The sequence below is a fragment of the Peribacillus cavernae genome, from assembly GCF_003989135.1.
Taxonomy (GTDB): Bacteria; Bacillota; Bacilli; order Bacillales; family DSM-1321; genus Peribacillus; species Peribacillus cavernae.
On record NZ_RYZZ01000001.1, the window covers coordinates 57,254 to 71,447 of the forward strand.

15 protein-coding genes are annotated in these 14,194 nt (G+C 42.7%); 3 read left to right on the top strand and 12 right to left on the bottom strand.

The window, feature by feature from the left end; all coding sequences use genetic code 11:
* Positions 1 to 18: 18 nt before the first annotated feature.
* The 3 genes from ELQ35_RS00290 to ELQ35_RS00300 all read right to left on the bottom strand — a co-directional run bounded on the left by ELQ35_RS00290 (position 19) and on the right by ELQ35_RS00300 (position 4,697).
* A complete protein-coding gene (locus ELQ35_RS00290) occupies positions 19 to 1,479 on the bottom strand; it encodes a CoA-acylating methylmalonate-semialdehyde dehydrogenase (protein WP_126862864.1) in 1,461 nt (486 codons plus the stop codon).
* A 35-nt stretch (positions 1,480 to 1,514) separates the two neighbouring features.
* Entirely contained in the window at positions 1,515 to 2,717 is a 1,203-nt protein-coding gene (locus tag ELQ35_RS00295; protein ID WP_126862865.1) for an iron-containing alcohol dehydrogenase, read from the bottom strand.
* A gap of 147 nt (positions 2,718 to 2,864) precedes the next feature.
* Positions 2,865 to 4,697 (bottom strand): sigma 54-interacting transcriptional regulator, encoded by a 1,833-nt coding sequence (locus ELQ35_RS00300; RefSeq protein WP_126862866.1) that lies wholly within the window; start codon positions 4,695 to 4,697, stop codon positions 2,865 to 2,867.
* A gap of 259 nt (positions 4,698 to 4,956) precedes the next feature.
* On the opposite strand from ELQ35_RS00300, the gene ELQ35_RS00305 reads away from it, so the two are divergent.
* Positions 4,957 to 6,324, top strand: coding sequence for an MATE family efflux transporter (locus ELQ35_RS00305; RefSeq protein WP_126862867.1), 1,368 nt, complete (start codon positions 4,957 to 4,959; stop codon positions 6,322 to 6,324).
* A 42-nt stretch (positions 6,325 to 6,366) separates the two neighbouring features.
* On the opposite strand, the gene ELQ35_RS00310 is transcribed toward ELQ35_RS00305, so the two are convergent.
* Complete coding sequence (locus ELQ35_RS00310) at positions 6,367 to 7,140, bottom strand: SDR family oxidoreductase (protein WP_126862868.1); 774 nt, start codon at positions 7,138 to 7,140, stop codon at positions 6,367 to 6,369.
* Between the two features lie 201 nt (positions 7,141 to 7,341).
* On the opposite strand from ELQ35_RS00310, the gene ELQ35_RS00315 reads away from it, so the two are divergent.
* Positions 7,342 to 7,827 (top strand): Hsp20/alpha crystallin family protein, encoded by a 486-nt coding sequence (locus ELQ35_RS00315; RefSeq protein WP_126862869.1) that lies wholly within the window; start codon positions 7,342 to 7,344, stop codon positions 7,825 to 7,827.
* A gap of 207 nt (positions 7,828 to 8,034) precedes the next feature.
* Here ELQ35_RS00315 and ELQ35_RS00320 read toward each other — a convergent pair whose 3' ends face one another.
* The 3 genes from ELQ35_RS00320 to ELQ35_RS00330 all read right to left on the bottom strand — a co-directional run bounded on the left by ELQ35_RS00320 (position 8,035) and on the right by ELQ35_RS00330 (position 10,067).
* Positions 8,035 to 8,802, bottom strand: a complete 768-nt coding sequence (locus tag ELQ35_RS00320; RefSeq protein ID WP_126862870.1) for a CAP domain-containing protein — start codon at positions 8,800 to 8,802, stop codon at positions 8,035 to 8,037.
* Between the two features lie 419 nt (positions 8,803 to 9,221).
* Entirely contained in the window at positions 9,222 to 9,692 is a 471-nt protein-coding gene (locus ELQ35_RS00325) for a FixH family protein (RefSeq protein WP_126862871.1), read from the bottom strand.
* A 102-nt stretch (positions 9,693 to 9,794) separates the two neighbouring features.
* Entirely contained in the window at positions 9,795 to 10,067 is a 273-nt protein-coding gene (locus tag ELQ35_RS00330; RefSeq protein ID WP_126862872.1) for a hypothetical protein, read from the bottom strand.
* A gap of 92 nt (positions 10,068 to 10,159) precedes the next feature.
* Here ELQ35_RS00330 and ELQ35_RS00335 point away from each other — a divergent pair, with 92 nt between their 5' ends.
* Complete coding sequence (locus ELQ35_RS00335) at positions 10,160 to 10,405, top strand: DNA alkylation repair protein (RefSeq protein WP_126862873.1); 246 nt, start codon at positions 10,160 to 10,162, stop codon at positions 10,403 to 10,405.
* A gap of 53 nt (positions 10,406 to 10,458) precedes the next feature.
* Here ELQ35_RS00335 and ELQ35_RS00340 read toward each other — a convergent pair whose 3' ends face one another.
* The 5 genes from ELQ35_RS00340 to mtnW all read right to left on the bottom strand — a co-directional run bounded on the left by ELQ35_RS00340 (position 10,459) and on the right by mtnW (position 14,136).
* On the bottom strand, positions 10,459 to 10,881 hold the full coding sequence (locus tag ELQ35_RS00340; RefSeq protein ID WP_185861588.1) for a MarR family winged helix-turn-helix transcriptional regulator: 423 nt from the start codon (positions 10,879 to 10,881) through the stop codon (positions 10,459 to 10,461).
* A 178-nt stretch (positions 10,882 to 11,059) separates the two neighbouring features.
* Complete coding sequence (locus ELQ35_RS00345; protein WP_126862874.1) at positions 11,060 to 11,590, bottom strand: 1,2-dihydroxy-3-keto-5-methylthiopentene dioxygenase; 531 nt, start codon at positions 11,588 to 11,590, stop codon at positions 11,060 to 11,062.
* 19 nt (positions 11,591 to 11,609) lie between these two features.
* Positions 11,610 to 12,236, bottom strand: coding sequence for a methylthioribulose 1-phosphate dehydratase (locus ELQ35_RS00350; RefSeq protein WP_126862875.1), 627 nt, complete (start codon positions 12,234 to 12,236; stop codon positions 11,610 to 11,612).
* Positions 12,233 to 12,892, bottom strand: a complete 660-nt coding sequence (locus tag ELQ35_RS00355; RefSeq protein WP_126862876.1) for a 2-hydroxy-3-keto-5-methylthiopentenyl-1-phosphate phosphatase — start codon at positions 12,890 to 12,892, stop codon at positions 12,233 to 12,235. The genes ELQ35_RS00350 and ELQ35_RS00355 overlap by 4 nt, the downstream gene beginning before the upstream one ends.
* The gene (gene mtnW / locus ELQ35_RS00360; protein ID WP_126862877.1) at positions 12,889 to 14,136 is read right to left on the bottom strand and encodes a 2,3-diketo-5-methylthiopentyl-1-phosphate enolase; all 1,248 of its coding nucleotides are present in this window, start codon (positions 14,134 to 14,136) and stop codon (positions 12,889 to 12,891) included. Before mtnW ends, ELQ35_RS00355 begins: the two co-directional genes overlap by 4 nt.
* Positions 14,137 to 14,194: the final 58 nt, after the last annotated feature.

Sequence of the window (14,194 nt, forward strand, 5' to 3'; positions counted from 1 at the left end):
CTTTACACACCCTCTCGTTTAATATCGGGCTGTTAACATTTTTTTGCGGGTATAAAATTCCACGCCGTCACGTCCATTGGCATGCAAGTCTCCATAAAACGACTTCTTGTATCCGGAAAACGGGAAGAAGGCCATTGGTGCCGGAACTCCCATATTGATCCCAAGCATCCCTGCGTCGATTTCATCACGGAACTGGCGTACAGCTTTAGCACTGTCGGTAAACAGACACGCACCATTGGCAAATTCAGACTGATTGGTTATATTGATAGCTTCGGTTAAATCGTTAGCCCGAACAATCGATAGCACCGGCGCAAAAATTTCGTCATTCCAAATCTCCATTCCTGGTTTCACCTGATCAAAAATAGTGGGGCCGACAAAGTAACCTTGCCCATTGATCGCTTCATCATTACGTCCGTCTCTTACAAGCTGGGCTCCCTCTGCTTCGCCTTTTTCAATGTATTGGATTGTTCGTGCTTTATGCGAATCTCTAATAACCGGACCGAGAAAAACACCTTTATCCAGGCCGTTGCCGATCTTTATTTCTTCTGCTGCCTTTACTAACGCATCAACCAATTTGTCCCCAATATCACCAACCGCGACAACAACCGCGCAAGCCATGCAACGCTCACCGGCAGAACCAAAGGCTGCACCAAGAATGTTCGTCACTGTAAGATCAAGATCGGCATCAGGTAAAACGATGGTATGGTTTTTTGCACCTGCAAGAGCTTGAACACGTTTTCCGTTGGCCGCTGCATTTTTGTACACATATTCTGCAACTGGCTGAGAACCTACGAAGGAGACTGCTTTCACTTGTTCATGATCAAGAATTCCATTGACCACATCATGAGCTCCATGTACAACGTTCAGAACACCATCCGGCAGACCTGCTTCTTGGAATAGCTCGGCTAAGCGGCTTGCAAGCAGCGGTGTGCGTTCAGAGGGTTTTAAAATAAACGTATTTCCGCAAGCAATCGCCAGCGGGAACATCCAGCAAGGAACCATCATTGGGAAATTAAACGGTGTAATCCCGCCGACTACTCCAATCGGATATCGATACATACCCGATTCAATTCCTGTTGCAATGTCCGGAAGCTGTGATCCCATCATTAGAGTTGGTGCCCCAGCGGCAAACTCCACGCATTCAATGCCGCGAAGAACCTCTCCATATGCTTCATCGTAGCTTTTTCCATTCTCACGGGTAATAAGACGGGCTAATTCATCCCAATGGTCCACAAGTAATTGCTGATAACGAAACAAAACACGGCTCCGCTTTGGGACAGCAACATTTTTCCATGTATGAAATGCTTCTTCCGCCACAGCTACTGCTCGATCTAAATCCTCGCGATTAGAGATGGGAACATGAGCAAGCGCTTCCCCTGTAGCCGGGTTTGGCACTACTTCAGTCTTTTCAGAAGTGGAAGCAACCCACTTGCCTCCAATAAAATTTTTAAGTGTTTGTATTTCTGTTGTAATAGACATTTTCATTCTCCTTTTCTATTTATCTGGTAAATTAATTATGATTGAATCGTCGACTTGCTGACAGTAAAGTCATAGTTGTAACAACGGTGGTATAGATCCACAATTTCTTGAAAGGAAGGAACTCTAGGATTATTTGCCGGGCTGCCGCTTGCCAGCGCATCTGTTGCCATTTTTTCAACCACCTGCTTGAACCTTTCTTCGTCCACGCCCCATGTTTTCATGTTCGGGATGTTTAGATCCAAGCACAGTTTTTTAATTTCATTAATGGTCACATCTGCCAGTTCTTCACTTGTCAACGCTTTCAAATTTGGTGAAATCATCCGCCCTATAGCTGCTAACGAGTCAAGCGCTTGTTCTTTAGTGAATTCAAGTACTGCAGGAAGCAGCATTGCATTTGAAACACCATGGGGCACATGAAACAAAGCCCCAATCGGGCGCGACATTCCATGAACCAGTGTAACAGAGGCATTGGTAAAAGCAAGGCCGGCTTGCATGGCAGCAATGGCCATTTCCCCTCTCGCCTCCAGATCTTCCCCGTTCTCATAAACGGCTCTTAAATGGTTTGTTATTGCTTCGATCGCAGAAAGTGCCAGTGTGTCCGTTAACGGCTGAGATAACCGTGATAGATAAGCTTCGATTGCATGGCAGAGAGCGTCAATCCCGGTTGCTGCCGTCACGTGCTGAGGCGTTGAAATCGTAAGGGATGAATCAACAATGGCTACACACGGAAGAAACGATGGATGTTTAATCATCATCTTAATATCTTCTTTAGTGTTCGTGATTATCGTCACATTCGTTACTTCCGAGCCTGTACCGGCTGTTGTCGGAATCGCTATTAGTGGCAGGGGGGCCTTCTCAATCGGAGTTCTGCCTCCCACATAATCGCCAATATACCCGCCGTTTGTTGCCAGCACCGCTACCGCTTTGGCCGCATCTATACAGCTGCCGCCTCCTACAGCCACGATGACATCACATTGCTCATTTAAACAAAGCTTTAGTGCTTCAGCGATATGTAAATCTGTTGGTTCAGTATTCACATCGAGATATGAACTGTATCGAACATTGGACTTCTCGAAATATTGTTTACAAATTTTTACATGACCTACTTTTTCCATGACACGATCACTGATCAAAAATACCTTTTTTCCGTGAGATACTACTTGCTCCCCGAGCTGAGTTAAGGAATTTTGACCATAAAGAACTGTTTTGGGCATACAAAACTCTGAAAATTCTTTCATAATTTTCCCTCCTTGAATTTCCTTTCATTTTCAAAGATGCAAGAAGCGTGCCACAGATAAAATTTTGTTATACATGACTTTTCAACATGCAAAGGTGTCCGAATTCGCAGACAATAGTAAGTTATGTGTGTACATTCATACGGACACTCAGCCGGATAAACCATGTTTTTTTAGCTTTTCATAAAGAGTAGAACGCTGGATTCCCAGGTTCCTAGCGGCGGCCGCTTTGTTTCCATTTACTTCTTCAAGCGCCTTAATAATTGCTTCTTTTTCACTAATCAATATCCGATCTTTTACTTCCTCTAATGTCTTTTTGGTGTCAGTGGAAATCTCGGCGGTTTTTGCCGCATGATTAGGAAATATTACTTCGGTATGAAATTGGGCAGGTAAATCTTCTTTAGAAATCTCCTGGTCTTCTACTAAACTCACCAGCATTTCAATCGTGTTAACAAGTTCGCGGACATTGCCCGGCCAGTGATACTCTTTTAGAAGCTCCATCGCCTCTAAAGTGAAGACCTTCTGAGGCATACCAAACCGCTGGCAAAATCCCTGCATGTGATGCGTCAGCAAAACCGGAATATCGTCTTTTCTTTCACGCAATGGAGGAATATTCATCCGGATAATATTAAGGCGATAGTACAGATCCTCTCGAAATGTTCCTTCCCCCACCATTTTTTCAAGAGCCTGGTTGGTTGCCGCTACAATTCGTACGTCCACCTGTTGCCTTTTTACCCCTCCAACCCTTTCCACTTCCCGGTCCTGTAATACCCGAAGTATTTTCGATTGCATAAGGAGCGGCATGTCCCCTATTTCATCAAGGAACAAAGTCCCTTTATTAGCCTGTTCAAACTTGCCAGGCTTGCCTCCCTTACGTGCTCCTGTAAATGAACCTTCTTCATAGCCAAATAACTCCGACTCAAGCAATGGCTCTGGAATCGCTGCACAATTCACACTGACAAATGGTCCTTCTGCAAAAGGACTTAATTGATGAATCGCCTGTGCAAATAACTCCTTACCTGTACCGCTTTCCCCAGTGATCAAGACGGTAGAAGGAGTGTTGGCTGCTTTTTTGGTCATTTTTTTTACAGAGTGAATCGATTCACTATCTCCAATGATTTGTTCAAAATGACTATCCATTTTTAAATGACCAGGGTTTGACACGGCAGGTTCGGTGACTTTTCTTGATAATTCTTGCATCCGGCCGAGGATATTATAGAGCTCCGTTACACCTTCAAAAATAAGCATGCCAATGACGCCGATGATCTTTCCCTCTTTCTGGATGGGAATGCGATGAACGACCATATCCTGTCCCTGAATTCGTTGAACGTAGCCCTTTTCCTCGATACCTGTTTCACCAACGATATGTAATCTTGTATTTTCGATGATGTCTGTTACATGTTTTCCAATAACATCCTCACGCTTCTTGCCGATGAAACGGCAGTACGCATCATTGAATTCTTGAATAACACCATTTATGTCAATTACAGCAATACCTTCGTAGGCGCTTTCTAGAATAATGCTTAACGTTTCAGCCGTATGAAGCGTTTCTTGCAGTTGCCGCAAATGGTAAGAATAGGAATGGAGAATATCGGTTCTCGTTAATATCCCAACCAAGCATCCCTTGTCATCTACAACAGGTAGACGACCGACTTTTATTTGCCAGGCATTAGCGATGGAGTCATCAGACCCGACAGTAACGATTGAACGCTTCATGACTTTCTCAACAGTTGCATTTGGCGAGTTCCCTTCAACAAATAACTTCATCAAACGCGACTTTGTGAGTAGACCAATCACATGGCGATCTTGTGAAATCACGGGTAATCCATCAATGCCATGCAAATCTAGTAAATGGACTGCCTCTCTTAAGGTTTGATCTGGCTGTACTGTAATCGGAGAAGGGGTCATCCATTTATGAACGGGCTCTTCATTTTTTACCTCTTCATAATTGATGGCTGTATCTTTATTAAAATCCTGAAGCATTACCCGACCTCCTTCTGAATGATCAATGTGGTTGAAATCATTATATACAAAATTTTTCAAAATGTCTGTCTCTCGATACACATGCAGGAAAATCCGACACTTTTTCTTATAAGCACAAGAGTAAGATATTAATCCCTCGATTCCTCCCTAATGTGTTATAATTCTCTCATTGTGAACCCCTCCACCTAAATCAAAGATTAAGATGGAGCTTGCGCCGCTTCGGCTTTTGGTTAAAAAAAACATATATAGAGGTACATAGATGAACGTCACTTACAAAAGGTCAGAAAAGTTACGCCAGTTTTTCATTATTTTACTTCCGATATTAATTACCCAGCTTGGTTTATATTCGATGAATTTTTTCGATATCATGATGTCAGGCAAATATAGCACAGACGATGTTGCCGGAGTATCGATTGGAAGCTCGATCTGGGTCCCCGTGTATACCGGTTTAAGCGGGATTCTGTTGGCGATTACCCCGATTGTATCTCAGCTTATTGGCGCAAGGGAAAAAAAATCTGTTCCATACTCTATCATTCAGGGAGTCTATTTGGCAGTTGTGATGGCTATTTTGATTATCATCATTGGTTCGATTGTATTAAATCCGATTTTAAACGGAATGGACCTTGCCCCGAAGGTACATCAGGTTGCCCATGATTACCTTGTCGCTCTGTCATTGGGAATGATTCCTTTATTTATTTATAATGTGCTGCGTTCTTTTATTGATTCACTCGGCCAAACAAGGATTTCAATGATCATCACCCTCCTTTCACTGCCGGTTAATGTCCTGTTCAATTATCTGCTTATTTATGGAAAGTTTGGGTTTCCTGAGCTTGGCGGCGTTGGCTCTGGCTATGCGACAGCGATTACCTATTGGGTCATCACTTTCATTGCCTTCTTTGTGATTATCAACATACATCCATTTGCGGATTACAAGATTTTCAAGACTTTTTATAAAGTTTCCTTCAAGGAATGGGCTTCTTTATTAAAGATCGGGGTGCCGATCGGATTCTCGATTTTTTTTGAAACAAGCATTTTCGCTGCTGTCACTCTCTTGATGAGCGGGTTTGATACCATCACGATCGCTTCTCATCAAATTGCGATGAATTTTGCTTCATTTCTGTATATGATGCCTTTAAGCATTTCGATGGCGCTTACGATTCTTGTCGGTTTCGAGGTAGGAGCAAGACGACTGAAGGATGCCCGGGAATACGGTTTGATTGGAATCTTTATGGCGGTTTGCATGTCATTGCTTTGTGCACTTGTCATTTTCCTTTTCAGAGAACCGGTTGCTTCGATTTATACTGAGGACGCAAAAGTAATGAAGCTTACGGCCCATTTTTTAATCTATGCACTATTTTTCCAGCTTTCTGATGCAGTCGCGGCCCCGATTCAGGGAACGTTGCGCGGTTATAAGGATGTGAACTTCACATTTCTAATGAGCTTACTTTCTTATTGGGTTATCGGTCTGCCAACCGGTTATCTGTTTGCCAATCTTACTGACCTCGGAGCATCCGGCTATTGGATCGGCCTGATCACGGGCCTCGCCGTTGGTGCTCTTGGTCTTTTAAGCCGATTGATATATGTGCAAAGAGTTAAATTTCCGAAGCAATATGGATATAATGAATAGTCTTGCATAATAAAAAATAACGTGCGCAGTGCACGTTATTTTTTATTCCTGATGAATTTTATTCAATACGTCTGTTCCTCCGGTAACTGGAATGACACTTCCCGTTATAAAATCAGATTTTTCGTCGCAGAGGAAGCTGATGACCCTGGCCAGATCCTCACCCGTTCCCGGCCTTCCAATAGGGACAGCCGCGTCCTTTTGCTGATTTGCCGCATCGATACTGCTTTCTTTCCACTCACCAATAATATCACCTGGACAAACCATATTTACAGTAATGCCATTTTGCGCTTCTTCAAGGGCGAGTGTTTTCGTCAGTGAGGTCAAGCCGCTTTTCGCCGCTGCAAAAGCCGAGCGATAGATCCATCCCGGCGCAGTGTCACTTCGCTCAAAACCAAAGGTTACGATCCGGCCCCACTTCTGGCTCCGCATATAGGGAATTACTTGCTTCGCCATATAGAAAAAACCATTTAAATTCCCGCTTATTAAATAATTCCATTCTTCGCTGGTGTATTCGATCATCGTTTTTCGTTCATGTATATACGGACCCGCATTATGGATGAGAATATCAATTTTGCCGAATGTATGCAGCACTGTGCCGACTGCTTGTATGCATTCGGCTTCATCCGCCGCATCCCCTTGGACTGCAATGCAGTTGACCCCGTATAATTTCTGGAGTTCATTGATAAGTACTTCTGCTTCTGATTTGCTCTTTCGATACGTAACAGCGATAGATATTCCCGATTGTGCCAGCATTATCGCTGTTTTCCGGCCAATGCCCGTTGCCCCGCCTGTAATCATAGCTATCTTTTCCTTCACAGAAAATTACCTCTTTATTCGTGACTTTATTTTATTATACATAATTTTCTTGCATTCTCTATCTTAAAGCTATTCTCGATTGCTTTTCTTTAACCGATAGGCTGGAGGCTGCATAGGATAAAACATCAATTTATGATGCCGGTTGGGAACCAAAGATAACGTATTATGGATCTTTAAGAAAATAGAAGAGAGGAATGCAATATGTTTCCCTGGAATATGCTTTTCCCTTTTCAAAAAAATGACAGTAACAACATTAAAAATATGCAGCCTGACGAAATTCAATCATTTATCGATCAATTATTTTCCCAGGTAATTCCCGGTAATATGCAACAAATGATGGAACAGCATCAGTCAGGAGCACCCTTTCAGAGCGCACAGCAGAACGTTCAAGGCAACAAGGCTAATCAATATCCGCTAAATGCTGAAATATTTGAAACACATTCAGAAGTATATGTACGGATTCCGATACAAAGTCCTGAAATGGTTAAACAGGCAAAGATCTATCATACATCTAATCAATCGATCATTGAAGGCATACCAGCCCCAGAAGATAAACATGTGTTTACTCTGCCGGCCATTGTCAAGAAGAAAGGTGCCTCGGCGAGATATAAAGAAAAGACATTAGAAATAAAGCTACTGAAAAACTTTGATTTTCAGTACTCCCAAATCGACGTATCCGAAGTATGAGCGATACGTTTTTTGTTCTTTATAACTTGACTTGTACTTCTTGTGAATGGCCTCTTTACGATATGTATCCGTTTGGTGGGAAAATTCACAAGAAGCAGATGACCCGAATGTCAACTTCAATCTAGAAAGGAATAATTCGGGGAGTTTAAGCCATAATAGTAAAAGACCAAACCGAAAGACGGCTTGGTCTCGAAAAGAAATATTTTATTATTTTCCAATGAACATTTGAGTCCAGTAGTCTCCTGAAGCTACATGCCCCACTCCAATGTGTGTGAAGTTGGCATTCATGATGTTTTCGCGGTGGCCCTGGCTGTTCATCCAACCTTGTACAACTTCTTGTGGTGACTTTTGACCCATGGCGATGTTTTCACCTGCATGGCTGTAGCTAATGCCGAATTTTTTCATCATATCAAACGGAGAACCGTAAGTTGGGCTGTTATGGTCGAAGTAGTTTTTGTCTTTCATATCCTGTGATTTGATTCCTGCTACTTTGCTAAGCTCATTGTCAATTTGAAGAGCTTTCAGGCCTTGTTTTGCACGCTCTGCATTTGTAAGTTCAACAACCTGTTTCTCAAATTGGCTTACTTCAGAGCTAGTAGGTGCGGCAGTATTATCTGCTGCTGGTTTTTGCTCTGCTGGCTGCTGTGCAGCCGGCTTTTGTGCTGCTGGTTGTTGTGGCTGTTCAGCTTGCTCTTGCGGTTGTGCAACTGGCTTTTGTGATTGTTCAGTCTGTTTCTGTGGTTGTGCAGCCGGCTTTTGTGGTTGTTCAGCTGGTTGTTGTACTTGCTGCTTCGGTACATTATATTTTGATAGATATTGGTTTACTAGTTTTTCAGCCTCTTGTTGATTAGAAACCTGGAAAATAACAGGTTTTACTTGATAGTCTATAGTAGAAGCATCAGCTTGCTTTACTCCTGCCCCTGATAAGATGACAGCTGCGGCAGCTGCGGCTGAGAAAAACATTTTCTTTTTCATATTCTAATTCCTCCCGTAAATTCTTAGTTTGTTTCGTGCAAAATCATCATAACATGCGTTTTTCGTAATATTAGGACCATGTATTTCCATTGCAGTTTATTGCTTTTTAATTAGGGTAAAAGAACGAAATGTAAATCTATAAAATTATCAAGAAATCTCGTAAAAGTACGGTTCAATGGTAGAATGGCGTAATTTTCGTGTTCTCTCTTAATTTACCTGCTTCTGGTAGCCATGTCCCTGTATTTCCATTTACCTACTAGTAATGAAGTATTGACAATGGTTTCTGATAGGCCACCTTTGTAACATATGTTACTTCGGTATTACAATTGTTAACTAGATTACTAAGATATTTACTTTCTATTTATTGCACAAAAAAGAACCCAGTTTGCCAACAGGGCCCTTCTTTAATATATCGCCTATTAATGTTGATGGGAGGATTCTTTTGCTTCCTCCTCATTATGGTCACTATGATCCATTTGCCCGCTGCCTTTCTTCTCAGGAGCGCTCGGCTCACCGACGATAAATTCCTTTTTCGGCATCGTATGCATCCTTTTCGCCGTAACATGGGCATAGACATAATACGTTCCTTCTTCAGAGAAGGCCTTCTCAAGCTTATAAATCCCATCATCTCCGTTTACAGCTTCAAGTTTTTCGTGTTTATCGCTTTGTGAACGCCATATTTCAAATGTGACCTCATCGGCATCCGTCACTTTCTCATCTCCATAAGTAACCTTTGCTTCAAAACTGACTGGTTCATCTAGCTTCGCCTTTTCTGGCTGCACAGTAAAATCGACATTCAGCATCTTTGGCATTTCTTCCTTTTGCTCGCTTGTGGCACAGCCGCCCAAAAGAGCAAGCACCGCGAGCGTGAGTATCAGCCATTTCCTCATCCCAATTGACCCCTTTTAATCATTTATCCTATTTTATTGCAAATAATATAGATTGTGAATACTAGCAACTAAATTAGAAAAATCCTTAAACAGAATCCTTCCCTAGAGTCCTTCCATCGTCCTTACATATATTGAAATCAATTCTGCCTTTTCACGTTCCGATAAATCCGAAGAAATCACTCGTTTTACGCTGCTGAAAAACTTTTCGAATTTATGCTTTCGAGTTCGCGGATGTGCATTCTCATCAAGTAACTCCCTCCTTACAAGCTCGTACAATATATCTTCTCGATCAGAACTTTCAGCTGACATTGTCCGATTGTTCCATAGCAGCAAATAAGATTTTAATAATTCCCTTGAATGATGTTCGTTCAACACGTACTAACCACGCTTCCTTTAAAATGTTTTCCTATATCGTACATATTTTGATCGACTTTGGCAAAAATAAGGAGTAAAAAGGAGTGAATAGATTGTCACAAGTATATCGATGCCCTAACTGCAAAACGAATAAATCCCGATTCAATCTAATCCAGCAGGTTTCCACTCCTGTTAAAAAGGATCCGAACTCCGGAGAAATCGTCCAACAATTTACAAGCGACACGTTAGATCCATTCCACCTTGCTTATAAAGGTCCGGAGGTAAGGGTTCAATGCGGGGCGTGCGGACTGATTGAAGACGAAAAAACATTTGCCGCTTTTGGAGAAATGGATCGATAATCGCATAAAACGAGGCAGGAAAATGCCTGCCTCGTTTTATGCCTGGATGTATTTCATTGTAGCTTCTTAATGAGCTCATGCAATGTCGACAGCTCTTCCTCCGTAAACTTGCTGAATTTCGCAACCATATATTCCGTCTTCTTCTGTTCCAGATCATTAATCAGCTCTTTCCCCTTTTCGGTTAACTCAAGATTTACGATCCGGCGGTCATTTTCGACACGATTTCTGGTAATCAGTCCCTTTTTCACAAGCGAGTCTGTCACTGTGGTAATATGGCTTGCAGAGACGTCTAATTCCTTTGAAAGTGCCGAGGCCTTTTGCGAGCCGGAAACCGCGATAAATTTAAGAACTAGAAATTCGTTGCTGTTAATGACGGAACCGAATAGTTCATTGAATTCCTTTCTCATGTTGCGAAAAATATTTTTAAATTCTTTTTCAAGAAGATACATTTTTTCTTGATTAATAATGGTAATCATTCCTTTTCCCTATCATTATATAGTTAATATCGATTATAAGTATATTGTAACCTTCGTCAAGGATAAATGAAGCAAAAATAGTATAAAAAAAGAAAAACCCGTTTTCATATACGGGTTAAATCGGGTTACATCTAATTGTTTCTTTTCGTTTAGTCCTCTTTGGCCATTCCAAGCATTATCACTTTACTTCTTCTTTTTCATAGATAGGCACCCAGCCCTCTGTGGTCACGAAAATTCGCACAGCAACCACTTTCCTGTCTTCCTGAAGGGTGAAATAATGGCGGGTTGACTCAGGTACAGAGATCAAGTCGCCAGGATTCAAATTTACGTCAAACCATTCTTTGTCCTTGCCTTCGATTACAAAGATGCCATGTCCGCTGACAATGAAGCGGACTTCATCATCGGAGTGATGGTGTTCCTGTTTGAAATTTGTAAGAAGCTGATCTAGATTTGGTGTACCATCCGAAAGGGAAATCACATCGTGAGCTTTATAGCCCCTTCGTTTAGAGATATCAGCAATTTCCGTTTTAAATGTTGCTAGAATTCCATTTTTGTCTTCATCGGAAAGCTTGAACTTTTTTTGAAGGTTTTCCGGAAGCTTTGAAATTTCCCATTGCTCATAGATGACTCCCTGTTCCTCTAAAAATACGATTACTTTTTCTTCATTTTCAATTACTTCGTTAGTGGTATGGATTTTAATGGTTGCCATTATTTTTCCCTCCTCATTTTTATACCTTCGTTGTAAAAGCTTTTTGCTGATTGAGCACTAGTGTATATTGAAATAGGAATTCACAAGCTTCGAGAATTTTTTTTGCTTCAAGGCCTGTTTTTCCCCAAACAGTAATGCCGTGATTTCTGATTAAAACAGCTCCGGCGTCATCATGAATGTGATGTGAAAATTCATCAGTCAGTGTTGGAATATCAGCATGATTATAGATAATTGGCACAACCAATTCGGCATCTTCTTCCCATCTGCCAGTTGCTTTTATGATTTCATGTCCTTTAAAGACAACCTTTCCTGCATCGCCAAACAGTTCAGATATGACATTGTTTTCGACGGTATGGATGTGGAGCACACTTCCAGCCGCCGTCCGGCTGTATATTTCTGTATGCAGCAGAGTTTCTGCAGAAGGCCGTAGATATGTTTCTTCTGCTGGATTTCCATTCGCATCCACTAAAAGAAAATCTTCGTTTGTTTTCTTCCGTTTATCCTTGCCGCTTGCCGTGATGAGAAAGTTTCCGGACTGCGCCACTTTGATAGAAAGGTTTCCGCTTGTACCCATGAACCAGTCCCTGCCTGCCAGTTCATCCTTAATGTCGGCAAGTTCACTCCACAATGCTGCCAATTCGCTCATACGCTAACCTCCAGACGAGTCCTAAGGTGAGTGAGGCAATCAAAAAAGGTTTCAAAAGGATGGAAGGCAATCCCTTCCGCGCGGCATTTTTCAATCAAAAAATCTCTCGCAAATACGAGATCTGCCTGTTTAGCGGCCTCTAAATCGGTAATCGAATCCCCGATGACAATTTTATAATGATCGTCATCAGCAAGCTGCCGCATGATGGTCGGCTTGCAGCAGCCGCAGTCATTACTGCACTGTTCATCACATGTATGCGGCCAGTCAATTCTGATGTATTCCCCGGAAAAGTCAGCCCTGTTACAGTACACATGATCCAGTTCAAGATAGCTTTCCAGCAGAGGCTGAACGAAAAAGTCGATTCCGCCGCTGACTACATAAAAGGGAATGTGCTGTACTTGCGCAAATTGGAGTAATTCCCTGAAACCCGGCCTAATTTTCGCCTCCCGAATGACAAAATCAATCATATCCTGCCGTAAGTCTGACTTCATCCGGGAAAACATCTTTCCGACGCCTTCTGAAATGCTTACTTTTTTCTGAAGCACGTCATTCGCTATTCGCTCCCAGCCCTTAGGTGCAAATTCCTTCATCAAGGCAATGATATTGTCGCTGTCTGTTATCGTTCCGTCAAAATCACAGAAAATGATCGGTCTCATTTCGGCCCCGCAGGTACACCTCCCCAAAGTTCGAGCGCTTTTCGTAGTTCAGCGTTATCATTTGCACGGCTTGTAAGTTCCTCGCCTGCCAATACAGCATCAACCGCCTGCCTGAACGCCTTGCCGCCGCCTCTTGCCCCATCAGGATGGCCATGGACGCCGCCGCCTGCATTGATAATACTGTCTATACCGAAATCAGCGATTAAATTCGGAACCATTCCTGGATGGATCCCGGCTGAAGGAACAGGAAAAGCGGTTTTCCATTCACTTTCCTGCTTAGTCAGCTCGCATGCAATGCCCAATGCATCTGTCTTTGGAATCGCGACATTGCCATAAGGGGAAGGAAACAGCGAGTAGTCTGCTCCCGCATAACGGACAAGCTTACCGAGAAGCAATGCATTGGACAACCCGTAGAATGCTGAAGCAGTCAACCCGCCGCTGAATGCCGGGTGAGCCATAAGCGGAATCTTAATATCCTGATCTTCCCTCAGGCTCTGGAGTACATCAAGCCCATAGGAGAACACATTGAATAATAAAGCATCCGCCCCCGCTTCAACCGCTCTCTTCGCTTTGTCGGCAAGCTTAAATGTCTTCCCGGTCAAATTGACTGCATAAAGCGTCCGATGCCCTGTTTCTTCATAAACCTCGCTTAAAATTTTCTTGCCGTTTTGGATCCGCTCGTCAAAAGGCGTCAGGTCGCTATCGAACAAAATTTCATCGTCCTTTACCAGATCCACGCCTCCCAGCGCCTGTTCCCTGAGTTGTTCGCCTAGGTAGGAAATGTCACGGCCGATGACCCCTTTAAAAATGCTCATAACAAGCGGCCGATCGTACACATCCAGAATATCGCGGATGCCCTGGATTCCGTATCTTGGTCCCGGAAATGACTTTCTCAGCTCCCCTGTAAATTCAAGATCCAAAAGCTTAATTTCTCCGTCAAGCGAAAGTTTTCCGAAAGCCGTCGTTAAAATCGCAGGCAAATCTGCGGAAAAGTTTGCGGCCGGGTAAGCAATTTTGACAATCGATCTATATGTGGATGCTCCGAAATATGAATTGACATTTTCTAATTCTTCCAGTGCTTCGACCGAAAGTACACGCCCTTTATGCTTTTTCAGCTGCTCCCTTTGAAGCTCAGGCAAATCGGTCCAGGTACCTATAGTCAAGCCTAAGGCAATGCCTTCCGCTTTTTTCTCATGGCTGCCTTTCGTATCATGCAGTAAATATGTAGCAATAGCCTCACTCATTCGATTACATCTCTCCTAACTTTCCTCTCTGGGAAAAATAAAAAACCCCTTCATAAGA